Annotated in this window: 23 protein-coding genes, 1 tRNA gene, 1 pseudogene and 1 riboswitch; of the genes and pseudogenes, 22 read left to right on the forward strand and 3 right to left on the reverse strand. The window is 58.9% G+C overall.

Annotated features, from left to right (window positions below; genetic code table 11):
* Positions 1–145: 145 nt before the first annotated feature.
* Positions 146–1,168, reverse strand: coding sequence for a YeiH family protein (locus ACE4YL_RS14950; RefSeq protein ID WP_461369776.1), 1,023 nt, complete (start codon positions 1,166–1,168; stop codon positions 146–148).
* Positions 1,169–1,285: 117 nt separating this feature from the next.
* On the opposite strand from ACE4YL_RS14950, the gene ACE4YL_RS14955 reads away from it, so the two are divergent.
* The 5 genes from ACE4YL_RS14955 to ACE4YL_RS14975 all read left to right on the forward strand — a co-directional run bounded on the left by ACE4YL_RS14955 (position 1,286) and on the right by ACE4YL_RS14975 (position 5,765).
* A complete protein-coding gene (locus tag ACE4YL_RS14955) occupies positions 1,286–2,191 on the forward strand; it encodes a LysR substrate-binding domain-containing protein (protein ID WP_461367055.1) in 906 nt (301 codons plus the stop codon).
* Between the two features lie 94 nt (positions 2,192–2,285).
* Entirely contained in the window at positions 2,286–2,741 is a 456-nt protein-coding gene (locus ACE4YL_RS14960; RefSeq protein ID WP_461360498.1) for a VOC family protein, read from the forward strand.
* 126 nt (positions 2,742–2,867) lie between these two features.
* Positions 2,868–4,709 (forward strand): methyl-accepting chemotaxis protein, encoded by a 1,842-nt coding sequence (locus ACE4YL_RS14965; protein ID WP_461360507.1) that lies wholly within the window; start codon positions 2,868–2,870, stop codon positions 4,707–4,709.
* 39 nt (positions 4,710–4,748) lie between these two features.
* Complete coding sequence (locus ACE4YL_RS14970) at positions 4,749–5,165, forward strand: GNAT family N-acetyltransferase (protein WP_461357842.1); 417 nt, start codon at positions 4,749–4,751, stop codon at positions 5,163–5,165.
* Between the two features lie 15 nt (positions 5,166–5,180).
* Positions 5,181–5,765 carry a uracil-DNA glycosylase family protein gene (locus ACE4YL_RS14975; RefSeq protein ID WP_461357843.1) on the forward strand — a complete coding sequence of 195 codons (585 nt, stop codon included), beginning with the start codon at positions 5,181–5,183 and terminating at the stop codon, positions 5,763–5,765.
* Here the strand turns inward: ACE4YL_RS14975 and ACE4YL_RS14980 are convergent.
* A complete protein-coding gene (locus ACE4YL_RS14980; protein WP_461357844.1) occupies positions 5,762–6,622 on the reverse strand; it encodes a VOC family protein in 861 nt (286 codons plus the stop codon). The two genes, ACE4YL_RS14975 and ACE4YL_RS14980, sit on opposite strands and share 4 nt — an antisense overlap.
* 180 nt (positions 6,623–6,802) lie before the next feature.
* On the opposite strand from ACE4YL_RS14980, the gene ACE4YL_RS14985 reads away from it, so the two are divergent.
* The 16 genes from ACE4YL_RS14985 to ACE4YL_RS15060 all read left to right on the forward strand — a co-directional run bounded on the left by ACE4YL_RS14985 (position 6,803) and on the right by ACE4YL_RS15060 (position 25,147).
* Positions 6,803–7,804 carry a hypothetical protein gene (locus tag ACE4YL_RS14985; RefSeq protein WP_461360500.1) on the forward strand — a complete coding sequence of 334 codons (1,002 nt, stop codon included), beginning with the start codon at positions 6,803–6,805 and terminating at the stop codon, positions 7,802–7,804.
* Positions 7,801–9,141 (forward strand): hypothetical protein, encoded by a 1,341-nt coding sequence (locus ACE4YL_RS14990; RefSeq protein ID WP_461360501.1) that lies wholly within the window; start codon positions 7,801–7,803, stop codon positions 9,139–9,141. The genes ACE4YL_RS14985 and ACE4YL_RS14990 overlap by 4 nt, the downstream gene beginning before the upstream one ends.
* Before the next feature lie 312 nt (positions 9,142–9,453).
* Positions 9,454–10,458, forward strand: a complete 1,005-nt coding sequence (locus ACE4YL_RS14995; RefSeq protein WP_461357847.1) for an ABC transporter permease — start codon at positions 9,454–9,456, stop codon at positions 10,456–10,458.
* 24 nt (positions 10,459–10,482) lie between these two features.
* The gene (locus ACE4YL_RS15000; protein ID WP_461357848.1) at positions 10,483–11,346 is read left to right on the forward strand and encodes an ABC transporter permease; all 864 of its coding nucleotides are present in this window, start codon (positions 10,483–10,485) and stop codon (positions 11,344–11,346) included.
* A gap of 1 nt (position 11,347) precedes the next feature.
* Positions 11,348–12,364 carry an ABC transporter ATP-binding protein gene (locus tag ACE4YL_RS15005; RefSeq protein ID WP_461357849.1) on the forward strand — a complete coding sequence of 339 codons (1,017 nt, stop codon included), beginning with the start codon at positions 11,348–11,350 and terminating at the stop codon, positions 12,362–12,364.
* On the forward strand, positions 12,348–13,325 hold the full coding sequence (locus tag ACE4YL_RS15010) for an ABC transporter ATP-binding protein (protein ID WP_461357850.1): 978 nt from the start codon (positions 12,348–12,350) through the stop codon (positions 13,323–13,325). Before ACE4YL_RS15005 ends, ACE4YL_RS15010 begins: the two co-directional genes overlap by 17 nt.
* Positions 13,326–13,393: 68 nt before the next feature.
* On the forward strand, positions 13,394–15,277 hold the full coding sequence (locus ACE4YL_RS15015) for an ABC transporter substrate-binding protein (protein WP_461360502.1): 1,884 nt from the start codon (positions 13,394–13,396) through the stop codon (positions 15,275–15,277).
* Positions 15,278–15,502: 225 nt separating this feature from the next.
* Complete coding sequence (locus tag ACE4YL_RS15020) at positions 15,503–16,414, forward strand: hypothetical protein (protein ID WP_461357852.1); 912 nt, start codon at positions 15,503–15,505, stop codon at positions 16,412–16,414.
* Between the two features lie 220 nt (positions 16,415–16,634).
* A complete protein-coding gene (locus ACE4YL_RS15025; protein ID WP_461365324.1) occupies positions 16,635–18,806 on the forward strand; it encodes a sodium-translocating pyrophosphatase in 2,172 nt (723 codons plus the stop codon).
* Positions 18,807–19,044: 238 nt separating this feature from the next.
* Complete coding sequence (locus ACE4YL_RS15030; RefSeq protein ID WP_461357854.1) at positions 19,045–19,395, forward strand: hypothetical protein; 351 nt, start codon at positions 19,045–19,047, stop codon at positions 19,393–19,395.
* Between the two features lie 200 nt (positions 19,396–19,595).
* A complete protein-coding gene (locus ACE4YL_RS15035) occupies positions 19,596–19,919 on the forward strand; it encodes a hypothetical protein (RefSeq protein ID WP_461357855.1) in 324 nt (107 codons plus the stop codon).
* A 184-nt stretch (positions 19,920–20,103) separates the two neighbouring features.
* Positions 20,104–20,439, forward strand: coding sequence for a hypothetical protein (locus ACE4YL_RS15040; RefSeq protein WP_461357856.1), 336 nt, complete (start codon positions 20,104–20,106; stop codon positions 20,437–20,439).
* A 110-nt stretch (positions 20,440–20,549) separates the two neighbouring features.
* Positions 20,550–20,921 (forward strand): VOC family protein, encoded by a 372-nt coding sequence (locus tag ACE4YL_RS15045; RefSeq protein WP_461360504.1) that lies wholly within the window; start codon positions 20,550–20,552, stop codon positions 20,919–20,921.
* Between the two features lie 149 nt (positions 20,922–21,070).
* Positions 21,071–21,179: riboswitch (SAM riboswitch) on the forward strand.
* Between the two features lie 56 nt (positions 21,180–21,235).
* The gene (locus ACE4YL_RS15050) at positions 21,236–21,610 is read left to right on the forward strand and encodes a hypothetical protein (RefSeq protein WP_461360505.1); all 375 of its coding nucleotides are present in this window, start codon (positions 21,236–21,238) and stop codon (positions 21,608–21,610) included.
* Positions 21,611–21,721: 111 nt separating this feature from the next.
* Positions 21,722–22,690, forward strand: a complete 969-nt coding sequence (locus ACE4YL_RS15055; RefSeq protein WP_461357859.1) for a helix-turn-helix transcriptional regulator — start codon at positions 21,722–21,724, stop codon at positions 22,688–22,690.
* Between the two features lie 288 nt (positions 22,691–22,978).
* On the forward strand, positions 22,979–25,147 hold the full coding sequence (locus tag ACE4YL_RS15060) for a WD40 domain-containing protein (protein WP_461357860.1): 2,169 nt from the start codon (positions 22,979–22,981) through the stop codon (positions 25,145–25,147).
* A 903-nt stretch (positions 25,148–26,050) separates the two neighbouring features.
* Here the strand turns inward: ACE4YL_RS15060 and ACE4YL_RS15065 are convergent.
* Positions 26,051–26,136 (reverse strand) — tRNA-Leu (locus ACE4YL_RS15065).
* 180 nt (positions 26,137–26,316) lie between these two features.
* On the opposite strand from ACE4YL_RS15065, the pseudogene ACE4YL_RS15070 reads away from it, so the two are divergent.
* Positions 26,317–26,430: pseudogene (locus tag ACE4YL_RS15070) on the forward strand (IS30 family transposase); the annotation flags it as partial.

Here is a 26,430-nt window from a genome sequence, read left to right on the forward strand (position 1 = left end):
CCTAACGAAGTACAGTGTTGGTATTGTGTCGCAGTTCTACGAACGGCGGTAGATTCTTCAGGAGCGGTGTACGCGGCCCGTACGCACCGTTCTGTGAGAGGAAAGCCGCTAGGCTGATCACCTAGCGGCTACCTACTCGATATCCCTAGAACAGGCGCTGCAGGAGGGCCTGGACGGCCAGGGCGACAAACACCACGGAGGTGTCGATGGTAACACCCAGGGCCATGGGCTTCCAGCCCACGCCCTTCACCTCCTGGAAGCTGGTTTTCAGACCGATGGCCCCTAGGGCCATGAGCATGAAAAGCTTGGAGGCGGAGGAGATCCAGCCCACAGCCGGTTCCCGCAGGAGGCCTGTGCTTTTGAAGGCCACCATGACCAGAAAGAGCAGTACAAACCAGGGGAAGATGGCGGCCATGCTCACCTTTTCTGTGCCCTCATCTCCCCCGGCCAGCCGAAGCTTGCGCCTGGCCTGGATAAGAGAAAAGGCCAGGACGATGGGTACTATGAACAGGGTGCGGGTGAGCTTGACGATGACCGCAAAGCTGCCCGCGGCATCGGAAAACCCATAGCCCGCGGCCACCACCGAAGAGGTGTCGTTCACTGCGGTGCCCACCCACAGCCCGTAGCTCAGATCCGTAAGCCCAAGAAGCCTGCCCAGCCAGGGGAAGAGGATCACCGTGAGCAGGTCAAAGAGGAACGTGGCGGAGATGGCATAGGCGATCTGGGTATCTTCCGCTTCGATCACCGGCCCCAGGGTGGCCACGGCGGTGCCTCCGCAGATGGCGGTGCTGGCGGAAAGCAGGCTGGAAAGCTTCCAATCCACCTTGAACAGGCGGCCCAGGAAGTAGCCACCGCCGAAGGCGGTGGTCAGGGTGCACAGCATGAGCAGGAGCGCATACCTGCCCACCAGCAGCACCTGGGAAAAGCTCAAGGAGATACCCATGAGGATGATGCCCAGCTTCAGCACTGTGCTGGAGGCCCAATCCACACCTGGAGAGGTCTGGGGCAGCTTTTTTAACAGAGGATGGCAGAGCATGCCCAAAACGAGGGCGAGGATACTGGCGCCCAGGATATCACCGGGGACAAGGCCGCTGAGCCAAATGGCCGCGGCGGCCAGGATCACCGTGAGCAGAAGTCCAGGTGCGCAGCGTTTGAGTCTTAAGAGCATAGTACAACCCTTTCTACGGTGAATTGTGCAGACTGAGATTGATTATAGGGAAGGATAGATATAAAATCAAATTATCAAGTCTTATATTCCAATAAAATCAACTTATAGGTGGTTACTGTGCTCGATTATCGCCATGAGACTTTCCTGATGGTCTACAGGCTCCGCAGCTATACCAAAGCGGCCCGGGCCCTCAACCTCACACAGCCCGCGGTGAGCCAGCACATTAAAGCCCTGGAGAGCCGCTACGGCTGTTCGCTCTTTACCTACGCCAGAAAGACCCTGATCCCAACTGAACAGGGCAGGCTCCTTTACCGATTCGCCTCCAAAATGGCCGCGGACAGCAATCTCCTGGAGCAGAAGCTCAGGCAGAAAGGGGCGGGCGGCCCGCCGCTCCGCTTTGGGGCCACCCTGACCATCGGCCAGTACATCCTGCCCGCGGTTGTGGCGGAGGTGCTGGAAGCCAGGCCCACCATTGCCCTCACCATGCTCGTGGAAAACACCCAGCAGCTTTTGGACAAGCTGGAGCAGGGAGAGATCCAATTTGCCCTCATTGAGGGGCTTTTCGACAAATCGGCTTACCACTTTGAGCTCTTCGCCCTGGAACCCTTCGTGGGTATCTGCGCGGCCACCTCGCCTCTGGCCGGGGCCCAGGTGCGGTTGGAGGACCTGATCTCCCACCGGCTGATCGTGCGGGAGAGGGGTTCCGGCACCCGGGAAATCCTGGAGCAGCTGCTCCAGGCGGGCAATCTCTCGCTGGAGAGCTTCCCCCAGCTAACGGAAATCGGTAGCCTGGAGGCCATCAAGCAGCTGGTGCAGGGAGGAGCCGGCATCACCTTTTTGCATGAAGCCGCAGCCCGAAAGGAGCTGGTCGGCGGTCAACTGGCCAGACTGGAGATCAGCGGGCTTAAGGTGCGCCGGGAGCTCAACTTCGTGTTCCTCAAGGACAGCCAGCACACAGATGATTATCTGCACTGGTTTCACATTTTCCGGGAAGGCTATGCGCGGGCCTTTGGGCGGGGGTAAGCAGATTCGCTGCACAATCGAGGCCTCCGGAGAAGGCATCTCCAAAGATATGGGGAACTTAGCGTTCATCACTTGTTGAGAGGAGGCCCGGGAGATGGTTGGGGTAGAGATCGTCCTGGTGGTTCAAGACAGCTTAGCCGCGCTGGAGCTCTATGAACAGATTTTCCAGGTGGAGAGGGTGGAGGTGACCGCCTTTCCCAAGGGCAGCAACGAAGCTGTTTTCACCATCTACGGGGTGCGCTTTCACCTGTTAGATGAAAACCCGGAATACCAGCTACAGGCGCCAGGAGCTGAAGGGATGCGCTCCCTGTCGTTCAATGTGCTGGTCCCGGATATCGAGGAAACTTTCGCCAAGGCCTTGAAGGCGGGATGCACCCAGGTGCAGCCCGTTACCCCCATCCCTGAGCTCGGTGTATCCAGCGCTTCCTTTTTTGACCCCTTCGGCTACCACTGGCTGCTGCACCAGGTGCACAGGGAAGTGAGTTTTGAAGAAAGGGTCCAGATCTGGGAAGAGAGGATCCAGGGCGGGAACCAGGAAGACGGGAAGTGATGTGCTGCTGCGCAAGCCAGGAGTTAGTGCCTAGAGGAACTAACTGGCCCCGGCAGGATTAACCAGCGTGATAACGAATATCACTCCCATTATTATACAGATCTGGGAGTGAATATGGTGAACAGGATGGGAGCGATTCGTGCCAAGCTCGGTCTGCGCGCCAAGCTGTTTACGGTGATCATCGCGGCTTTGATGATCTCTGTTGCTTTGGTCGGTGCCTTTGTCCTGGCCAATCAGCGGCGCCTGCTGGAGGCCATGGTGGTAGACAGCCTGCAGGCCGCGGAGCGGGTGGTGGAAAGCAAACTCCAGGGCAAGGCCGAGCAGGCCCTGGGCATTTCCCTGGCCGTGGCCGGCATGCCGGAGATCATCGCCGCCGCGGCTGCCCAGGATCGCACGGCCATTGTGGATACTGTGGTGGCCATCTATGGGTTGGTCCACGGGACGCTGGGCGTGGATGTGCTGCACGTGCGGGCGCCCTACGACACCTCCTTGGTGCGGGGCCAGAACCCGGAGGTTCACGGCGATGTCCAGAGCAGGGGCGGCATCCTCGATGCCGGCCGCCAGGGCCGGGCCATCTGGGGCTTTGACCGGGGGCCCTTCGGTATGGGTATGCGGGGGTGGGCGCCCATCAAAGACGCCAGCGGTGCGATCGTGGGCACCGTGGAAACCAACATACCCTTCACCGAAGAGCTCCTTGAGGAGATCCATACCGCGGTGGGTGTGGAACTGGCGGTGTTTGTACCCGGTGACGAGGGTTACGGGCTGCTCACGGCTACCCCGGGCCTGCAGGATTTCCCCGAGCTGCGGGAGTTCACGCCGGATGCGGCTCCAGCCGGGCCCGCGGGGGGTGATTGGGCCCACAGCTTCCTGCCCGTTGTCAGCTATGATGGGCAGGAATTGGCGGTGGTGGCCATCTACCAGAGCACCGCAGAGTACCAGCGGATGATCAGGCAGCAGAGCCTGCAGGTGGTGCTCGGCCTCGGGTTGGGGTCCCTGGTCTTTATCGCGCTCCTCCTTTACCTGGTGCGCAGAATCCTGACCCCTCTGCAGGAGGTGGCCCGGGCCGCCGATGCCATCGCCTCAGGTGATCTCACCGCGGCCATTCCCCCGGTGGAAAGCCGGGACGAAGTGGGCAGGCTCGTGGGGGCCTTCAGGGGCATGGTCACTTCTCTTAAGGAGATGATAGGTTCCCTGGCAGAAGCGGTGAACGAGATGAGCTCCGCCAGCCAGCAGCTGGCCTCCTCCACAGAGCAGGCCCGGATGTCGGCGGGGCAGGTCTCCGAGACAGCAGATGATTTCACCGCCGCGGCCGCAGCCATGGAGAACATTACCGCCGCGGTGAGCGGCATCGTGCAGGCTGCCCAGGAAGGCAGTGCCGTGGTGGATCAGGCGGTGCAGGGCACAGAGGAGCTTGGGGAAACCATGGGGCGCCTCACCGCCTTCATCCAGGCCCTGGCCCAGCGTTCCCAGGAGATCGGGCGCATCGTGGAGGTGATCGGCGGCCTGGCTGATCAAACCAACCTCTTGGCCCTCAATGCTGCCATTGAGGCGGCACGGGCAGGGGAAGAGGGCCGCGGCTTTGCGGTGGTGGCGGAAGAGGTGCGGACCTTGGCGGAGCAGTCTGCCCGGGCTGCCAAGGAAATCGATCAGCTGATCCTGGCCGTTCAGCGCGAGACCCAGGAGGCGGTGGCCGGCATGTCCCAGAGCTCGCACCAGGCTGAGGTAACCAGCCGGCGGGTACTTAAGAGCGGTGAAGCCCTGGAGAAAATCGTGGAGACTGTGTCCAGGGTGACAAGTTCGGTGGACCAGGCGTCCCGAAGCATTGTGCAGCTCAACAACGCCAGCCTGGAGATCGGTGCCGCGGCCCAGGAGCAGTTTGCGGCCATGGACCAGATCGCGGCCACTGCCCAAACCCTTAACCAGATGGCAGGCAGGCTGCAGGAGCTGAGCAGTAAGTTCAGGATCTAGCTGCATCTGTACACGCAGAGCTTGTAAGGAGAGTGGGCTGTGAGAATAGAGCGGATCCGGGAGTTGGACGTCGAGCTGATCAGTTATCTGTTTCAGACTGCGGGGATGGAGATCAGTGCGGCCAACGGCAGGTTCTTCCAGTCTGAGGACAACATCCTGCTTGTGGCCGAGGAAGCTGGTACGCCCGCGGGGTTTTTGTACGCCTACGTCTTGGAGGCTCCCCATGCGGTGAGGCCGAAGATGTTCCTGTATTCCATTGACGTTTTTCCCAGGTTTCAGCGGCGCGGCGTGGCCACCGCCCTGATCGAAGAGCTGAAAAGGCTTGCCGCGGCCCGGAACTGCTCCGAAATCTTCGTGCTCACCAACGAAAATAACCCCGCCGCCAACAGGCTGTACCAGAAGACGGGGGGCATGAGGGAAAACCCCGATGATGTCATGTATGTCTATCCCCTTTAGAAAGGGGTGGAACGTTTGGATGTTTTCCAGCGGATCAGGGAAGAGATCGCTGCCGATCCCATGAATGGGGAGTATACGCGGCGGGGCATCCCGCCCTTGTTTAAGGCCAGCGGCGATGCCCGCCTGGTAATCGTGGGCCAGGCCCCAGGGCGCCGGGCGGAGGAAACGCGCCTCTTTTGGAACGACCCCAGCGGCGATCGCCTGCGGGAGTGGCTGGGCTTAACTCGGGAAGAGTTCTACGCATCCCCGCACCTCGCCCAGCTGCCCATGGACTTTTACTACCCAGGCAAGGGGAAATCGGGCGATCTGCCGCCCCGGCGGGGTTTCGCGGAAAAATGGCATCCGCGCCTTTTGGCGGCCATGCCCCAGGTGGAAACGATTATCCTAGTGGGCAGCTACGGCCAGCGCTACTACCTGGGGAGCAGGTGCCGGGGGACGCTGACAGAAACGGTGCGCAGCTTCCGGGACTACCTTCCCCGCTACCTGCCCCTGGTGCACCCCTCGCCGCGCAATACCGCCTGGCTCAAGCAGAATCCATGGTTTGAGCGGGAGGTGCTGCCGGTTCTGCGGGAAATCACCACCAGGCTGCTGGAGCTTTAGGATAGCGTGGTGAGCAGGATCCTGTTTCCAGCCGGATCTTCCACCAGGTACTGGGCTCCCACCTGCTGCAGGGGGGCGTTCAGAGCCCGCAGGCGGACCACTGCCTGTTCCAGTTTTTCCTGGTCCGGCAGGACCAGGGTGTAGAAATCAAGGCCCACGCTGTTCTTGGGCGGACGGGGCGCGCCCACTCCGTTCCAGGTATTGAGGGCGATGTGGTGGTGGTATTGGTCAGTGGATAGAAACGTGGCGCTGTCCCTGTAGCGGAACACCACTTGGAAACCGAGCCCCTTGGTGTAGAACTCTTCTGCCTGGCCCAGGTGGGAAACGTGCAGGTGGATATGGCCGACAATAGTAGGAGGGGGCAGTCCCTTCCAGACCTTCCCCTGGAGGTCCGCTGTGGACAGCAGATCGGCAAAGTCCAGGGGAATGGTATCCATGGCCACCCTGCTTTCCCGCCAGTTCCAGGTGGCAGGATCCGTATCCACATAGACCTCAATGCCGTTGTCTTCGGGATCGTAGAAGTAGATCGCTTCGCTCACCAGGTGGTGGGAGGCTCCGAATCTCACGCCTTGCTTGGCCAGGTGGGTGATGAACGCCGCCAGATCGGAGCGGTCAGGCAGCAGCAGGGCGAAATGGTAGAGTCCCGTGGTTTTCAGCTGTTTGGGAACGACCTGGGCAGGCTGGACCAGCGTTAAGATGGCCGTTTTCCCATCCGCCGAGAGTCTGGCCGAGGCCTGGTCCTGTTCCAAGACTTGGAACCCCACTACATCCCGGTAAAACTGCACCTGCTGTGCGAGATTCGCCGTATTCATCTGCAGGCTGGCCACATAGGTGGCCGGTGGTTGGTGGAACCTCACGTCTATCACCCTCTCGGCTTGCTTTATTGGTGTATTCCGGATAATCCACAAGTTCCCTGCCGGACCGGCAGGGTTTTGCCGTTTTCGTGAGAATTCATGCACGAAGCCTGTGGTAGGGTGCAAACCGGGCGCATCAGCGTTCGACACACAACTCCACAGGCTGAAGTGGGAGGTGCGCCGATGCGGCCCTTTGTCCAGCTCCAAAGGGAAAACAGGTTTGAAGAGCTCTCAGCTAAGCTGCACAGAACGCTGGATCGTTTTTTGGCCTTCGGTGAGGTGGTGGGCATTCTGCTCTGCGGGGGTCTGGCCCGGGGCTACGGTGACCATCTGTCGGAGATTGACCTCACCGTTTTTCTGACCCCTGGGCAGTACGCGGCATACAAAGGGGGGAAAACGCCAGTTCCCCTGGGTATCGCCGTGATCGACGGACAGCTTTACGACATCAAACTGGTGGACTACGAGGAGGCGCTGGCCAGGGAATACTCCCTGGTGGAGCTGTGGGACCTTTCCTACGCCCGGATCCTGTATGATCCAGAGGAAAAGCTATCTAAGCTCCTGAAGACCAAGCTCTCCAGACCCGTGGACCCTGCTTTGGCCGGGGGCCTTTTGTTTGAAGCGTGGTGGCACTACAGGCTGGCCGGGGATATCTGGATCTACAGAGGGGATGCGGCCCAGGGCCACTACGTGCTGAACAGTGCCCTTAAACCCCTGCTGGGAGCCTTGTTTCTCGCCAACGACGAGTACATTATCCACGACAAGTGGCTGGTCCATTTCACCAGAACCCTGGCCTGGAAACCCGATAGGTGGGACGAAGAGCTGCAGGCAGCCCTGTCCACCGGAAGTTTTGACCTAGACAGCCTCAGGGCCAGGCAGCAGGCTCTACACCGCCTGTGGACAGCCATTGATGCCCGCCTCAGGGAGAAGACGGGCACCCCGCTCAGCATGATGCAGAGGCCTTTCTGCGAGAAGCTGAGGCTGCTGGTGGAAAAGGGCCAGATGCCCCTGGAGGAGTGGGCAGGCCCAGACGGGAGCCTGGTCAACAGCGAGCCCTTCCACACGGTCACCCGCATCCGGGACGGCCTGGTTATCCTGGATGTGGAGAGGCTCTTGGCTGTGCAGCCGCAGGAAATGTACAGCTGGTTCTATGAAGTGGTGGAAGCGGTGAGGGAGGCTGGGAGATGAAAAAGACAGTGCTGCGCCTGACGGCCGGGATCGCCGTGGCCTTAGCGGTGATCTTCCTCTATGCCCTTGCCCATGAGGGAGGCCATGCTCTCATGGTTCTGCTCCTGGGCGGCCAAGTCACCAATTTCCAGGTCAACTTCCTGCGCCACCCGCCCCAGATCAGCTACACCGGAGTGAGTGATCCCCTGCATCGGGCCCTGGTGAGCCTGGCCGGGCCGGTGCTGCCCCTGCTGCTGATCCCGCCGGCCACCTTGGTTCTGCGCCGCACAGGCAGTGTGCCGGTGAAGGGCGCGCTGCTGCTTCTGCTGCTGGCCCTGCTGTCCACTACGCTTACCTCCGCGGCGGTGTCCCTAGGCTGCGGGCTGGGGGGGTCTCAGCCCAGTGAGGATCTGGCCAAGTTCCTCCGCTATTCTGGAGCCAATCCCTTTGCCGTCGCCGCTGGTTTCTGTGTGCTTTTCGCCCTTTCCTTCTTGTTGGCCTGGAAGGTGGGGCGGGTGCCCGCAGCCGCGGCCAGTGTCGCCGCAGCTCTCCGGGGTTCGCCCCAGGAGGGACGGCAGCCCTTGGCGGCGCGCACTGCCGCCGCGGCGGTGCTGTTGGCGGTGTTTGCCGCGGCCTTCAGCCAGGTGATCGGCTGGCCCGGCAGCTCCCAGGGGGAGCCGCCCCACCACACCAAGCTGGAGATCGATCTGGCGGAGCTCGGCCCCGGTGAGGCCTTCTACACCTTCCACGTCCAGGAGCCCACCAGCTATGACTTTGTCTATCGGGTGGCGGCCCGCTCCGAAGTCAAACTGCGCCTGGTCAATCTTCAGGGAGAGCCCTTTGCCCACAGCGGTCAAAGCAGCCTGATCCTGTTTCAGGGAACGCGGAGTCCTTCTCTAAGCTACTTCATGGGGTTCACCCTGCTGGAGGGGGAATACGCCCTGGAAATTTCCCCAGATAGCCGCGGCTCTCTCCAGGTGTACATCGACAGCCGGCCAGCAGATCCGGTGGCCCTGGGGTACCTGGAGCTGATCCAGGCGGTGAGCGCCGGGACCTTTACAGCCGAGAGCTACCAGGAGGAAGGCTATGAGCTGGTCTTCCAGGGACAACTCCCAGAAGGTGAAAACCAGCTCCTCATTGAGGTGCCCGGCGGCTCGGGGCTGAAGATCTCCGCCTTCGCGGTTGGTGAGGGCGAGGTTGAGCTTTACTATTCAGCAGGCGGCAGCGCCGATACCATCCTCCAGGGGTCCAAGGCCACCATCGGCAGGTGGCTGGAGGCCCACGGGGGCCGCGGTGAACTGCGGGCCAGTGTGCGCGGGGCTCCGGTTACCCTCTTCATCTACCTGAGCCGCAACTGATTTTGGATCCCCTTTTTGGAAAAAGCAAAGCCCCGGGGGCAGATCTCCCCGGGTAAGCCCGGTTCCCCGGGCTTTTTTGATTAGGGGCTTTCCGGGGCATCCCCTGGTAAGACCGCTTGAAAAAATTGAAAAAACGGCCCCCTTCCACGGCGGCGGAAGTTAAAAATCCGGTAACAAACTTAAGGAAATGAAACAAATTGAAGGATTGACTCCGCGTGTATCGTAATCATTTAATGAACGACTGCGTGGTAGAAATCACAATCTGGATCCCTTTCAACGGCGAATCCGCGGGGGCGGATAAGGAGGACAGCGATGTTCCTGAAGAATTATCTAATTCCTCGCCTGTTGCAGTACTTCTTGGTTATTTTCCTCGGCATCACCATCGTCTTTTTCATCCCCCGTATGTCGCCCACCGATCCGGTGGAGCGGACCATTGCGGAGATCAGGTCGCGGGGAACCTATCTGGACCCGGGACAGATTCAAGCCATGGTGGATGCGCTCACGGAGATGTACGGCCTGTCCGGCTCCTGGTGGGAGCAGTACAAAGACTTCTGGCGGAGGCTGTCCAAGGGCGATTTCGGCTTGTCTTTTTTCCAGTTTCCCACGCCGGTGATTACCCTGATCAAAAGGGCCCTGCCCTGGACCGTGGGCCTTCTGTTCACCACGACCATCCTTTCCTGGCTGTTCGGCAACATCGTGGGCGGTATGGCCGGCTATGCCCACAACCGGGGCTGGTCTAAGCTTTTGGATTTTCTGGCCATGTTCATCCGGCCCATTCCCTATTACGTGGTGGCCCTCACCCTTTTGATCCTGTTGGGCTATGTGTACAGGCTCTTTCCCATCTCCGGCGGTGCCCCAGTGGGGGCTCAGCCTTCCTGGACCTGGCCCTACATCAAGGAAGTGCTGCGGCATGCCTTTCTGCCCGCCTTCTCCATGGTCCTCTTGGGCGGTGCCTCCTGGTTCCAAACATCCAAACTGATTGTCCAGAACGTCAAGGCGGAGGATTTCGTGCAGTATGCGCAGCTGGGCGGGATCAAAGAAAGCAGGATCATGTTCCGCTACATCATCCGCAATGCCATGCTGCCCCAGATCACCAATCTGGCCCTTTCCCTGGGACAGATTCTCAGCGGGGCCCTGATTACGGAAATCGTGTTCTCCTATCCCGGAATCGGTTACCTGCTCTATTCGGCCATCACCAGGGGCGATTACAACCTGATCATGGGGATCATTACCCTGTCCATCGTGGCCATCACCACGCTGGTACTCATCGTGGATTTGGTTTATCCGCTCTTTGACCCGCGGATTAGATACAAGTGATCTAGGCTCAGAAAGGAAATGGTCATGACGCTGGGAAGCACCTTACGGGATTTGTTCAAAGATTATCGCTTTGCTGTTGCCTTCATCGTTCTCTTGTTTTTGGTGGCTTTAGCTGTCCTGTCGTTCTTTTCGCCCTATGATCCCACGATCTGGTTTTACGCGCCCCGGGATCTGCGCCCCTCCCAGGAGTACATCCTGGGGACCGATTCCCGCGGGCAGGACATCTTCTGGCAGGCCACCTTTGCCATTCGCAACTCTTTGATCATCTCGGTGGTGGCGGGGGTGATCTCCAGGATCATCGCCGTGGTCGTGGGTCTGGTCGCAGGCTACCAGGGAGGCAGGGTGGACCGGGTTTTGATGTTCATCAGCGACGGCTTTTTGGTCATACCGCTCTTCCTCATTTTGGTGATGCTGGCCATGCTGATCCGGGATAGAATGACCATCTTCAACACCGGGCTGCTCCTGGCTGTCTTCGGCTGGGCCTGGGATGCCCGGGTTCTGCGCTCGCAGGTTTTAAGCCTGCGGGAGCGGGAGTTCACCAAAACTGCTGTCCTCTCAGGTACGCCCACTTTGGAGCTCGTGTTTAAGGAGTACATGCCCTACATTACTCCCCTGGCCTTTTCCACCTTGATCAACAACATGTCCTGGGCCATCGGCATGGAAATGACCCTTTCGATTATCGGTTTGACCAATATGGATATTCCCACGCTGGGGACGAATTTGAAGTGGGCCCTGAACTACCAGGCCATCTTGATGCGGCGCTGGCACTGGATCTTAACTCCGGTGGTGCTCTCTGTGCTCCTGTTCATCGCCCTGTACTGGCTGTCTGTCAGCATCAGCGAATACCTAGACCCGCGCACCCGCGTGCAGAGAGTGGGGGGCGAATGACATGAAAAAAGATGTGGTACTCAGGACAGAAAACCTCAAAGCCTACTATGTGTTGGAGGTGCCGGGCGGCCAAAAGGTGGTCCGGGCGGTGGACGGGGTGGATCTGACCATCCGCCGCAACGAAATCTACGGGATCGCCGGGGAAAGCGGCTGTGGCAAGAGCACCCTCATGAAGACACTCTACGCCTGGGTGCAGCGGCCGCTGCGCCTGGTGGAGGGCACCGTGTATTACACCAAGGATGGACAGGAATTCGATGTCTATGCCTTGAGCAAGCAGGAGCTGCGCCGCCTGCGCTGGCAGTTCATCGCCTACGTCCCCCAGGGGGCCATGAGCATCTTCAATCCCGTGACCAAGATCAAGGAAACGTACCGGGATTTCCTCAGCAGCCATCTGCGGGGTAAGACGGTGGAGGAGATGTTCGCCATCGCCAAAGAGCACATTGAGCGGCTGGGCCTGCCCGTGAGCATTCTGGAAGCCTACCCCCACCAGCTTTCCGGGGGTATGCGCCAGCGGGTGGCCATTGCCCTGGCGGCCCTGCTGCGGCCCAGCGTGATGTTTGCCGATGAGCCCACCACCGCGCTGGATGTGGTGGTGCAGCGGGGCGTGGTCCAGCTCCTCAAAGACATCCAGGAGAGCCTGCACAACACCATCATCCTGGTGACTCATGATATGGGTATCCATGCCAATGTCACCGACCGTCTGGCTATTATGTACGCGGGAAGGATCATCGAAGAAGCGGCCACGGAGGAGATTTTCCAAAAGCCGCTCCATCCCTACACCCAGTTTCTGATCAACTCGCTGCCGCAGTTCGGCGACACGGGCGAGCGGGTGAGCGCGCCCGGGCAGCCGCCTTCCCTGGCGCATCTGCCCACAGGCTGCGCTTTCCATCCCCGCTGCCCCCAGGCCATGCCCATCTGCCGGGAGCAGGTGCCGGAGACGGCCTTCATCGGAGAACACCGCGTGGCCTGCTGGCTGCACGCAGAAAGGGGAGCAGTAGAGCATGCAGCCCATTCTTGAAACCCGCAGTCTAACCAAGGTTTTCCACCGAGGCAGCCTGCTGGCCCGGGACCGCATTGTGGCCGTGGACAGCGTCTCCTTTACCATGCGGCGGGGTGAGGTGTTCACCCTGGCGGGGGAGAGCGGCTGCGGCAAATCGACCACGGCCCGGATGATCCTGGGCTTTGAGCAGCCCACCGCCGGGGAGATAGTCTACGGGCAGGACGAGGAGCGCTGGCACCCCAAGGTGTGGTATACCCAGCGTATCCAGGCAGTGTTCCAGAATCCCTTTGAAACGTTCAACCCCTTAAGGAAAGTGGAGGGCTACCTTTTCGAGACGGTGCACAACTACAAGCTGGCGTCAAGCCGCGCCGAGGCCGTGGAGCTGATCAACGCCAAGCTGGAAGCGGTGGGGCTCAGCTACGGGGAAGTGCAGGGACGCTACCCCAGCGAGTTTTCTGGGGGGCAGCTCCAGCGCATCTCCATCGCACGGTCGCTTTTGGTGGACCCATCGCTGCTCATTGCCGACGAGCCGGTCTCCATGGTGGACGCTTCCATCAGGATGTCCATTGTGAACCTGTTCCGGCGCCTCAGGGACGAGCTGGATATGGGCATTCTCTACATCACCCACGATCTGGCCACAGCCTACTACCTGGGCGGCAGGATCGCCATCATGTTCCGGGGCCAGACCATGGAGCTGGGCCCGGTGCAGGAAGTGTTGATGCACCCCCGCCATCCCTACACCCAGCTTCTGCGGGAGTCCATCCCCGAGGCGGATCCCCGCAAGAAATGGCGGGGCCGGATCACCATCGCGGAAACCGAGGAGGAAGAATACCTCAGGGTGGGCTGCAAGTTCGCGGGCCGGTGCCCCAAGGTGATGGAGATCTGCCGCAGGCAGGAGCCTCAGCTGGTTGATATCGAGGGTGTGCAGGTTAAATGCCACCTTTATGTGGATAAACTGAGCGTTAAGGAGGTGAGTTAGCGCCGGTTCAAAGGTGTGAAGCGACTCATTGGACCTGTTGATAACGACATTCTTAAGGAGGTTGAGCCATGAGTAGGGCAAGAAATGTTTTGCTGCTGTTGTGTCTGGCCGTGCTTGTCTTCAGCTCTGCCGCCTGGGCCCAAACCGGCTTCCCCAGGGAAGAAACGCTGATTGTCAACATGCTCACCGGCTGGGTCGGCACCCCCAGCAACTTCAACTGGTGGGTGGGCTGGCGCTGGAGCGACCGCGGCCTGCAGAACATCGTTTCTGAGCCGCTCTGGTCCGTTGACTTCGCCACCGGCCAGATCATTCCGGGCCTGGCGGCGGGGGATCCCGTGTACAACGAGGACTTCACCAAGGTGACCATCCCCTTAAGGGAAGGTGTCTACTGGAATGACGGCATGCCCTTTACGGCCGATGACGTTGTCTTCACCATCGAAACCATTATGGCCGAACCGGGGCTGAGCGCGCATCCAACCTTCACCGCCATAGTGGATAAAGTCTACAAGACCGGCGATTACGAGGTTGTCTTCGAGCTGAAACAGCCTGACTCCAGGTTCCACACCCACTTCCTGGATCGCTGGGGCTGCACCCACATCATGCCCAAGCACGTCTTCGAGAATGTGGAGGACGTTGTGACCTTCGAGTACAACCCGCCGGTAGGCTGCGGACCCTACAAGCTGCACAGCTTTGACCCCGCGGGTTACTGGACGGCCTGGGTAAAGAGGGATGACTGGGATCGGAGCCCAACTGGCATGCTCTTCGGCGAGCCGGCACCCAAGTATGTGCTCTTCCAGACCTTCGCCGACAACAGTGCTAAGGTCCTGGCTCAGCTCACCCATCAGCTGGATGTGGCCGACTATGATGCCGAAAGCTTCGCCGCGGCCATGGCCCAAGGCGAAACCATCAGGGCTTACCAACCTGGCTATCCCTGGGTAGTCAACAACGACCCCTGCATCACCGGTATCACCTTCAACACCGCTGTAGAACCGTTCAACAACAGGGAAGTACGCTGGGCTTTGGTACTGGCCATCGACATCGTTGAGTACCTGGCCCAGGCGGTGGACGGACAGGCCACCTTAAGCCCCATCCACATTCCTTACCTGGGCGCCTATCCCGAGTACTACCACAAGCCCATGGAGGAGTGGCTGAAGAACTTCGCATTGGATCTGGGCGATGGCGAGCTGTTCTACCCCTACGATCCCGATGTGGCCCTCCGGGTTGCTGAATACGCACGCCAGAGGGGCCACGCAGTGAGCGACGATCCCGCCGAACTCCGGGAGACCTTCGGTATCGGCTGGTTCAAGTACGCTCCCGATGTGGCTGAGAAGCTCTTGATCAAAAACGGCTTCAGCCGCGACGCCAACGGCAGGTGGCTGCTGCCCGACGGTACACCCTGGAAGATCACCATTACAGATATCAACGACGTAGCGCATCACCAGTTCAAGAACGGCAACGCCGCTGTGCAGCAGTGGAAGAAGTTCGGCATCGATGCTGAATACTTCGCCAGCGATGCCTACACCACCCTGCAGCAGATGGGCGACTTCCAGGTGGGTGCGGTCTGGCCGGCCTATGAGCCTTGGGGTGCAGGCGTAGACCTCTACCGTTCGCTCCAGATCTTCGACTCTCAGTATATGGCGCCCCTGGGTGAGCCCAACCGCGGCCACGGCTCCAGGTGGTCCACACCTGAGATGGATGACATCATCAGGCGCATGCGGGCCACGGATCCCACCGATGTGGAGGCCACGGTGGCGGTATGTACCGAAGCTCTGCAGCTGCTCATCGAAGAGATGCCCAGCATCCCCACCTACGGCTACTCCGGCTTCCTGGCTTGGGATGAGTACTACTGGACCAACTGGCCCGGTGCCGAGAATCCCTACATGGGTCCCTACGGGCACTGGGGTACCCTGAAGTACATGCTGCCCTTCCTGCAGCCCACGGGGAATAAGTAAACTGCAAACCGGCGCGGTGCAGCCCCGGGCTGCACCGTGCTGAACGGCAAATAGCGAACAAGGCCCTGGAGTGTTCCGGGGCCTTTTCCGTTCTCAATGGGGAGCCGAGCTGCCGCGGCTCTTTTTTCCTGCTGGTTTACGAAATCTGTAAGAGGAAAAAGGCGTCTTAGAGATAATAAAAGAATAAGGGCTGTTTTGTGGTTCAGATCTGGGGGAGGGAAAACCATGCAGCGTCTGGTGCCCTTTGTCGTGGCTCTGGCTTTGGTTTTAGGCGGTACGCACCTGGCCCTGGCCTGCAGCAGCTTTGCCGTTTACGGGAAGAACGGCCCCTTTTTCGGCATGAACGTGGACATGCCAACAAGGGCGGAAGCCGCGGAGAGCGCTGTGGGCTTTTTTGAGCACCAGCACAATCGCCTGGCCCTCAACCGCCGCAGTGATGTTGCGGTGTTCCGCTACGATTACATCTTTTTCTACACTGACCGGGGAGTGTTCGGCTGCACCCAGTATGCCCAGCCGACGTTCACCATGAACCCCTCTGACAAGAAGCCCGTGGATTGGAGCCATGCCCAGGTCTCTGCCATCGACTTTGAGCGGGCGGCTGACGTCGTGGTTTTTTTGGAAGAGCGCAGGCTGTGGGCCGACGGGGAAGCCGATTTCCACTGGCTGCTCGCGGATACGCAGGGCAATGCGTTTATTATCGAACCGGGAGCCGATGACAACCACATTCTGCCCGGGGAGGGCGGCTTCACGGTTATGACCAATTTTTTCCACCACTACTTGGAGGACGGGTTTGCCCAAAAGTTCGCCGAGAACTACCCCGGGGCAGACCTTTTGGACCTGCTGGATCACGACGGGCGGTACCGCAGGGGTGCAGCCCTGATCCGCTCTAGTTTAGATCACTTCGACCACCTGAAGGGCTTGGAAGTGCTCAAGGCCATGAGCAGCCCCATCACCAAGGTTTCGGTGGTGATCGACGCCGGGGAGCAGAAGGCCTATCTCGCCCTCTTCCGGGACTTCTCCCGCATCTGGGAGGTGGATCTGGAGGCGGGAACCATCGCCACTTACATGGGCTTTGCCCAGGAGCGCTGTGAGGAGCTGAGGAATTACACCGTGCCCCGGCTGGCGATGTGGGAATAGGGGAGGCGGAAAGGGCCGGCCTGCTCATAAAGGGGATGGAAAGGAGGGCCTTTGGGCCGTATTCAGCCGGAACCTTGAGTGCTGCATATTTATCGGGCTTTAACTTCAGCGTGGTGAGTGTTAATATAGATGTTGGGCGTCCGCAGTGCCGCACACCCAGTATAATAAACAGCAGAGTTCCGGAGAGTCTCGCAATACTTAGGAAGGAAGTGTTTTGAAAATGAATTGGCTTGTGCTGGTTTTCTTCGCAAGTGTACTCGCTCTAGCCTATGCAGCTAAAAACTTCTACGCGGTAAAGAAGCTCGACGAAGGTACGCGCGTAATGAGGGATATCGCGGCCAGCATCCGCACGGGGGCCACCGCTTTCCTAAATTACGAATTTCGTGTAATTTCCCTGATTGTTGTGGTGGTTGCTGTGGTCATGGGTGTGCTCGTGGGCTGGTATGTGGGAGCGGCCTTCCTCATCGGCGCCACCATGAGCTCGCTGGCAGCCTTGGTGGGCATGCGGATCGCTACATACGCCAATGTGCGGGTATCCAACACCGCCAGGACCACCAAGAAACTGGGTAAGACCCTGAAGGTGGCCTTCACAGGCGGTTCTGTTATGGGTTTGTGTGTGGGCGGCTTTGCGCTTTTGGGCTTGGTTATCGTTTATGTGGTTTTCGGGCTTCTCCTGAAGCAGCTTTCCTTGGAGAACGTGTACCTGTTCCGGAACTGGCTGGGGATTGAGTTTTCACCCTTTACCATGACTATTTCCGGTTACGCCCTGGGGTGTTCGATCATTGCCATGTTCTTCAGGGTTGGGGGCGGCATATACACCAAGGCGGCCGATATGGGTGCGGACCTGGTGGGTAAAGTGGAAGCCGGCATCCCGGAAGACGACCCCCGCAACCCCGCGACCATCGCCGATAACGTGGGCGACAACGTGGGCGATGTGGCCGGCCTTGGCTCGGACCTCTTGGAAAGCTTTGTGGGCGCCATATCTTCCGGTGTTATCTTGGCTTTCCACCTTTTCCTTTCCAGCGAGGCCAAAAACGGTGGGATCACCCCCTCGCTGCTGCAGAAGATGTTCATGTATCCCGTGGTTCTGGCGGGTCTCGGTCTTCTGGCCTGCATTATCGGTATTGCCTACATCATCCTGAAAAAAGAGCTCTCGGAGGATCCACACCGGGAACTGAACATGTCCACCTGGGTATCCGCGGGCCTCACCGTGGTGCTGGCTGGTCTTGCCGGCTGGTATATGTTCCGGGGTGAGAACCTGATTGGCGTCGATTTCAGACTGGGAGCCTTCTCTCCGTGGATAGCCGCGGTCTTGGGCATTGTGGCCGGCGTTGTCATCGGCCTGATTGCCGAGTACTACACCAGCTATGATTATGCACCAACCAAGAGCATTGCCTCTGCCAGCTTAGAGGGCCCGGCCCTCACCATCACGCAGGGTATGGCGGTGGGTATGCGCTCCACCATGGCCCCGGTTTTGGTTTTGGGGGCAACGGTTATCGCCGCCTACGGCGCGGCGGGCATGTACGGCATTGCCATGGCCGCGGTGGGCATGCTCTCCTTTGTTTCCACAACGGTTACCGTGGATACCTACGGTCCCATCTCCGACAACGCCGGCGGCATTGCGGAGATGAGTAAGCTCGATGAGGAAGTGCGGGCCATCACCGATAAGCTTGACTCGGTGGGGAACACCACCGCGGCCATCGGCAAAGGCTTTGCGATTGGTTCCGCAGCTCTGGCGGCCACATCCTTGATGGTTGCTTACATCTTCTCCTTCTCGCCGCCGGAGGTGGATCCCATCTTGGACATCATCAACCCCATGACGCTGGTGGGAGCCATGGTGGGTACTGCCCTGCCTTATCTGTTCTCCGGCATGCTCATTGAGTCGGTGACCAAGGCAGCCCGTAAGATGGTGGATGAGGTTCGCCGTCAGTTTAAGGAAAAACCGGGCATCCTGGAGGGGACAGAGGAGCCCGATGTCAACTCCTGCGTGTCCATTGCCTCCGAGGGCGCCCTGCAGGAGATGAAGCTGCCTTCCTACATCGCCCTGGCCTTCCCGCTGGTGGGTGGGTTCATTTTCGGGGCCAACTTTGTGGGCGGTATCTTGATCGGGGCCATCATGTCCGCGATCATGCTGGCTCTGTACACCGGCAACGCCGGCGGTGCCTGGGATAACGGCAAGAAGTACATCGAAACCGGTGCCCTCAACGGGCACGGCAAAGGCGGCCCTGTGCACGCAGCTGCCGTTGTCGGCGATACGGTGGGCGACCCCCTCAAGGATACGGTGGGCCCCTCCTTGGACATTCTCATTAAGATCATGTCCACCATTTCCCTGATCGCCGTGGCCATCTTTGCTAAGTACAACCTGTTTGCCTGGCTGTCCGGCCTGTTTTAGGGGCTAGCCTATCCCGCAGGCACTTTCACAGACAAAAGACCGCCGATGCACCGGAGCATCGGCGGTTTTTTAGTGCCCTGGGAACAGAAAAGGTTACTCAAGAGGTAACTCGGGGTGACTGCGAGCCAGAAGGATCGTCAATCCTTGTATAGTACTGCTCTGTTAAGGGGAACGGCAGTGGATTCCCCAGGCGCTCCTCGGGCAGCAAACCTGAGGGGCCCTAAAGGAGGCACGGGCAATGGACCTGCAAAAGCTGCTTGAACGCATACCCGCCGACCGGGAGGAAGTGCTGCAGGCGGCAGTGCAGTGCGCCACTGCAGAAGAGCTCTTGGCTCTGGCCCGCTCCCAGGGCATAGAGCTTACTCCGCAGGAAGCCGGGGAGCTCCTTGCGCTGATCCATCCTCGCGCGGGAGAGCTTTCCCCGGACGAACTTGATGCGGTGACCGGAGGTTCGGGCGACGTCAAAAGGGGAGCAAGGAAGTGCCGCCGGTGCGGCGGGGATATGGAATACCGCTATGAGCGTCCCTGGGTGCACTGGACGTGTGCCAACCCGGCATGCGGGTACAAGACCAGGCAGTTCATCCCCTGATCCCGGGCTGGATGGTGTGGACTGCGGGATTGGAGCTGGCCGACAGGGTTCTGGAGCTTTGTGCTTCCCGCAGCCTCCTGAGCGGAGAGGCGCCCGGCACGAGTCGGCTGCACCGCCGCCCTGCAGGGGTTTGGGCAGGCGGGGTCAGGTACTGGGCGCAGATGTTTGTGAACTAAGTGGTTGGAAAGGAGGCGCAGCGGATGAAGCGGGGTGAGAACCCTGAAGATGCGCCAAAGAAACAAACCCGGGTCGAAACGGTAGAAGAACTGATCAAACTGGCAGAAAAATACAGTATCACGCTGACAGAAGAGGAAGCCGCCAAGCTCTTGAGGCTGATGCATCCCACAGCTCGCGAGCTGGGGGAGAGTGAGCTGGACGCAGTAACCGGCGGTACCCTGACGGGGCCCGGCATGTGTCCCCACTGCGGAGCTTGGTTTGATTGGACACAGGCGGACGATTTCTATGTGTGCCTGGGCTGCGGGTACAGACAGGGGACCAAGGAGGGTCCGTCCACGGACAGGTGAACAACTGGAGCCCACCTGAAGAGGTGGGTTTGTTGTTCCGCAGAAGGTAACTCCAGAGGTAACCGGGGACCTGCTTGCTGCGGCAGGAACTCGAAAGGACGAATCGTAATGGTTTACTACCTGAAAAGGGAGCTGTGCCCGGATGCAGGAAGGCCAGCACTGGAAGCAGATGGGAGGTATTGAGATGCAGATATCAAAGCTGATGAAGCATCTAGGGGAAAACAGGGAGGAACTGCTGAAGCAGGCAGTAAGGTGTGCGACGCCAGAAGAGCTGATGGAACTTGCCAACGAAAACGGTATCGCCCTCTCAGTCAAGGAGGCGGAACAGCTCATGGGTCTGCTGCATCCCAGGACCGGGGAACTATCCCCCGATGAGCTGGACGCGATAACCGGAGGGTCGGAAGACGAGGAGAGCAGCAAGGGTAAGTGTGATGAGTGCGGAGGTGAAATCAGGTTCGCGGGTGGAGGCTTACAGACAGTGTGGCAATGCACGCAGTGCGGCAAAGTGGGACGCTCGTGAGCAAGGAAGCGGACGTTCTGCCAGGACGAAACTCTCCAGCTGGACGCAGGATTAACCTTACCAACAGCGAAGCCATCATTGCCACAAAGAGCCAAGAGGGGAGCAGGTAGATGAGCTTGGTCTCGGACATTATCGGTATCGCTCTGGACTGCAGGGATCCAGATGCGCTGGCGGATTTCTACGCTGAGCTCTTGGGTTTGGAAAAGACCATTTCCAATGAGCAGTGGGCAGGCATTCACACGCCCCAGGGCATCATTCTGGCCTTTCAGAGGGTCCAGGAGTACGTACCGCCCATCTGGCCCTGGAAAGAGGGCCAGCAGCAGCAGATGGTGCACTTGGACTTCAAGGTTGATGACCTGGAGAAGGCCGTGGAGCATGCGGTCAAATGTGGAGCCAGAATAGCTGACACCCAGTATTATGAAACATCCACGGTGCTGATCGACCCAGCGGGGCATCCCTTCTGCCTCTGCGCGATGGAGTGATCAGACAGAAAACAAAGACCAGGGGCTTCTGCGTCAGAACGGCAAGGGAGCTTTCAGCGTTCCGCAAGGTAGAGCAGGCGCGGTGAAGTGATTTGACGGCTGGATAAAAATGGGATATACTTGAAGTGCTGCTTCACGAAGTGAATAGTGACCTATCAAGAGTGGGGGAGGGACTGGCCCGATGAACCCCGGCAACCTGCACTTGGTGTAAGGTGCCAAATCCTGCAGGTAACCGGAGAAAAGCCTGAGAGATAAGTTTCCCTTTGGCCTTCCTGGGTTTCCTGGGGAGGCTTTCTGTTTGGGGAGGGAGAAAAATGGACTACCTTAAGCTGATCACAACCCGATTTGTCCGGGACAGGCTGCGGGAAACGTCCTGGGCGGACCGCTGGTACATCGAGGATCTGTACCACATCGAGCGCTTCGTGAAGCAGGGCGGGGTTAAAAGCGTGATGCAGGGCTATCACCGCCAGGCGCTCATGCTGCACCATCCCGTGGAATGGGAGTGCATCTCCAGGGAAATCACCACTGGGGAAGTGACTTCGCCTCAAGAGTTTGCCCAGCTGCTGCGGGAGCACAAAGAAAGGGAAGCGGCGGAAAAACAGGCCAGGCTGCGGGCCCGCCTTGAGGGGCGGGAGGCGTACGACAGAGCCCACCGCGATCTCTGGCTGCAGATGGGCGGCAGGCCCTAGCTTGGCGAGGCTTTCTCCGGCCGTCCTGCACGGACAGCAAGAAAAATCAAGAAACAGGGTCGTTTTTCCGCTATGATCAGCACAGGGCGGTTGAAGTGGGGTGAAAAAGTGATGTACGAGTGGCACCGGTACATCCAGACGATCGTGGATGAGATCGATCGCTGCATCAAGAATGGAAACAGCGAAGCGCTGACGCTCACCTTCCTTGCCCGCAGGCTGGGTTACTCCGAGTTTCACACAACGCGGAGGTTCAGGGAAATTTCAGGCATGCAGTTCCGGGATTACCTGCGCCGCCGCAGGCTGGCCTTTGCCCTTTTGGCAGTGCGGGACAGCCAGAGGAGCATCCTGGATATTGCCCTGGATCACGGTTTTTCCTCCCATGCAGCCTTCACCAGGGCCTTTAAAGATGCCTACGGAATGACCCCCAGTGAGTACCGCAAAAGCCCCAAGCCTGTGGTCCTACGCATGAAAATTAACCCCTTCGACCGCTACTTCTTAGGATTGGGGGAGATCGGCATGGTCAAGTCAACTGGCGGTGTAAAGGTCTACTTTGTAACCATCCCAGCCCACAAGTTCCTGCACATTAAGAACTACGAGAGCCATGGCTACTGGGATTTCTGGGAAAAGCAGAGCCAGATTCCGGGTCAGGACTGCGACACCATCTGCGGCCTTCTGGACAGCATCAAAGGTAAGCTGGATGACCAGGGCGGAAGCGGTCCCAACAGCGGCAGCGGACAGTGCATGGGTTACATCAGCGATCCCAAAGGGCCGGTGGGCGAGTGGGGTTATCCCCGGGCCGGATGCTACGGTGTGCGGCTGCCACTGGATTACTCCGGCGAGCTGCCAGAGCAGATGGAGGTTATGGATGTTCCCGAAGGTGAGTACATTGTGTTCGAGCATGGGCCCTTCGACTACTACACCGAGAACAGTGCTGTGGCCCAGAAGATGAGAAAGGCTATGGCCGAGTTTGATTTCTCCGATACGGGCTACTGCTTCGACCATACCCCTGGGCGGGTCGCCTACTTCTACCATGAACCAGAGCGCTGTTGGAAGTACATCAGGCCGGTGCGGAGGGTTTAGACAAAAAAGGTGCTGTCCCTATGCAGACAGCACCTTCTTCCTGATCTGGCGTTAGCGGCCGTTCCCGTTCCCCAGGTGATGAGAACGATAAGCAGTGACTTTTTTCCCCGGTCCGCTCCTTTCCCGCTGGTCGCTGTTTCAGCAAATTCGTTTGCACTATCATACCCGGCTAACCAAGTCTTTCCTCCTACAAACACTTGTCGTTATTGTCCCCCTGGCACAAGAGGATTCTGAGCGTTTCCGCAGTACTAGTCAATGAGGACATAAAGAAAAAGGGGTCTGGAGGATATGCTCAGAAAGCTAAAATACCTTTCCCTGGTGTTTGTTGTGCTGTTTGTTTTGCCCCTGGCCGGCTGCGTGCAGGGCGGGAAAGAACCCCAGGCCGCAAGTATTGCGGGGCGCGTTGTGCTCGGGGAAAACGGCGGCGAGGGTTTGGCTGGTGTCAGTCTCTTGATCGTGGATGGAACGGATTCATACGTTGAGACAGATGCGCAAGGTCAGTTCAAAACCGCTGGTTCAGACAGTACAGTTATCATCCCCCGGAAAACCGGCTACCGCTTTGTCCCGGAGCAGCGGGTGGTGGGTCAAAGCACCGAAGTGGAATTCGATGCTTACCCCTGGGCTGAGCCTGATTTCTCCCGCTGGGGCGTCCAGTTTTCTTTCGCCAATCACTGGGATTGGGTTGAGACCATGGTCTTTTCGCCTGATGATCAGTACATAGTAACCGGCAGCAATGACCGGTCAATAAGGATCTGGCGGGCAGCCGATGGCCAGCTGATAGGAACCTTGGGCGGCCATGCTAGCGGAGTGAAGGTTATGGAGTTCTCTCCCTTAGGCAGCCATCTGGCCAGTGGATCCAGGGACGGTAAGCTCAAGATCTGGGACTGGCAGGCAGGCCGCGAGGTCATGACGCTGCCGGGTCACGCCATCACCCTAACAGATCTGGCCTGGTCGCCTGATGGGACGAAGCTGGCCAGTTCAGGTCGGGACAACAGAATCAGGATTTGGGATGCTGCTTCCGGAGCTGAACTGCAGACCTTTACGGATGAAAAGTGGGTGAGGACCGTTGCCTGGTCCCCAGACGGGAGTCTTTTGCTCAGCGGCGGCGATGCTCTGGACGTGAAGGTCTGGCGGGTGGAGTCGGGTGAGCTTGTAACGGAGTTCGAGATGGGGAACAGGGTCATGGTCATGGCCACTGCCCCCGAAGGCTCTTTGGCTGCCGTAGCTTTAGAAGGCGGGGCTCTAAAGGTTTTCAACTTCGAAACCGGAGAGGAGATGCAGCTCCAGGAGCAGGAAGGCGGCGTTACCACCTTAAGCTGGTCCTTCGATAGCCGCTACCTGGCTGCTGGTACAGACAAAGCCCTTCACGTTTGGGATATGGCAGATGGGAAGCTGATGCAGAGCATCCCCACGGGAAGCCATATTTTGACTCTGGCGTGGAGCAGAAACTCGCAGTTTTTGGCCAGCGGCAGCTTCCGGGGCATTATGGATCTCTGGTCGGCAGAGTCAGGCGAGAAGCGGTGGGGGATCACCGGACACATCCGTGCTGTTAAAGCTTTGGCCTGGTCGCCCCAGGGAGATATCCTGGCTTCCGCCGGTGAGGATGTTGTTGTGCGGATCTGGGACCTGGCGGCAAGGGAAGAACGCACCCAGCTCTTGCCCACTCCCGGCGGGCCTCTGGAGGATTTGGCCTGGTCACCTGATGGGACTTACCTGGCCGGCGCTGGGCATGACCTGCTGGTGCGGATTTGGAACGTCGACACTGGGGAATACCTCGGTGACTTCACGGAACGCATCAGAAAGCCCTTTGTCCACGCCGAGGGTTTCGAGTTTGCCGTGGGCCTGAAAGGTGTCAGCCATGAAGATGTCATTTTCGCGGTGAGCTGGTCCCCCGATGGCAGGAAGCTGGCCACTGCCAGCTGGGACAAAACTGTAGCTATTTGGGATGTGGCGGAAGCCACCCAGGTGGTTGCCATACGGAATCCGGGATGGATCGGCACCGTTGCTTGGGCTCCCCATGGCGATCAGGTTGCCTTCGGGGGCTACGATCAAGCTGTGTATGTCTGCAGCGCTGAAACGGGGAAGGAAGTCAAGAAGCTGGAGGGGCACAGCGACTGGGTCCGCTCTGTGGCTTGGTCGCCCGATGGCAAATACTTGGCCAGCTCCGGTTACGACGGGTCGGTTTTCATATGGGATTTGGGAACGGGCCAGATGATCAAGGGGCTGGGCGCGGACAGCTACGTAGTTGCCGCCCTGGAATGGTCCCCCTGCGGTCGCTACCTGGCCGGGGGGAGCCACAGCGGTACCGTCCGCATCTGGGATGTGAGCACAGGGGAGGTTCTTTATACGTATCCGGGCCGGGTTTTGGGCCTCCAGACTTTAGCCTGGTCACCTGAAGGGGATCGGTTGGCGATTACGGAGTATAACTCCATCATCATCCTGGGGGAACGCGATTGAGCGCCTAAAGGGCACGACTAAGGCCGCAGAAGCTGCCCTCCAGTCCCAACAAAGGCCAATGTAGTCTTGTGAGTCCAACGAGTCTTCTCAGCTCATCGTTTTTGAACACTGCGAACTGCAGAAATCTGGCTATGACCCGTTGACAGAATTGCTTAGCGGTATTCCGCGGTTGTGTGTTGTCCAAAAGATGGAAGCCTTGTCCTGGTGGAGAGCGGCAGCCCTTTAGTTACCAGGCAAGGCTTCTGCTTTTCCCTTGTTGAACTGGCAGGTCCTTCCCCAAACCTGCTCTGATCCTGCTGTGGTCAACCCAGAAGACCATGGCGACTACACGTAGCGTTGGCATCTTTCGCACCAGGGCTTTCCGTCCTCCGAGCCTGGTATTATAGAGCTGCAGTGTGGGCATCGTGTGAGGGGCTTAAATGTCCCACCAGTCACTTCCTTCAGCTCTTCGTCCACAAGTTCCTGCCCTTCCCCCAACGGACGATCCTCTCGACCTTTGGGCTGCACGCGAACTACCTCCTTTCCACTGAGTTTGTGCACTGCAGGCTGTTGTCAAGACGCCATGGTTGTCCGAAGGCCGCAGTAACTCTAGGCAAAGATAAGGGAACAAGGGCGCTCGCCTTCGTGGGGGGGCCTGACCGGCTGAAACTCCTGCAGTTTTCCGCCGCCCAAATCCATCCCACTACGTCATTATACATAGGACCATTATTCACACTTTCTTGCAGTTCCTGCCAAGGTTCGGTTACCCTCAGTAACCTCTTCGCTTGTTTTTCCTTTGCCGGGTAGTAACGCTATCCACGGCCGGCATGAGGCGACGTTTCATTCCTGGGTCGTTCTTGGGATCAACAAACAGTATTCGAAAAACAAAAAATCCCCAGCTTCTGCTGGGGTTCACTTTCTTGATGGTGCCGAAGGTGGGAGTTGAACCCACACGGGCTTGTGCCCACTGCGCCCTGAACGCAGCGCGTCTGCCATTCCGCCACTTCGGCTTGCCTTTTATACTTTAGCACGCCTTTGGGAAAAAGTCAATTGTCTGACCAGGGAAAGCGCGAAAATTCTTCTGTGGCTCATTGTAGAATGAAATGCAACACGAAGAAATGAATGGAACCACAGCCAGAAACCCTGTATGATGTTGGTATCCAAACTAACACGATACGGAGGTTTCGGCTATGGTTCCTGAACATAAGAATACCACATCTCGCCGCAAGTTTAAACATCTCTCTGCGTTCGAGCGAGGTAAAATCAGTGCCCTCCTAGACCAAGGTCTAACATTCAGGGCCATC

The sequence above is a fragment of the Candidatus Darwinibacter acetoxidans genome, from assembly GCF_041936445.1.
Lineage (GTDB): Bacteria > Bacillota > Limnochordia > Darwinibacteriales > Darwinibacteriaceae > DTU010.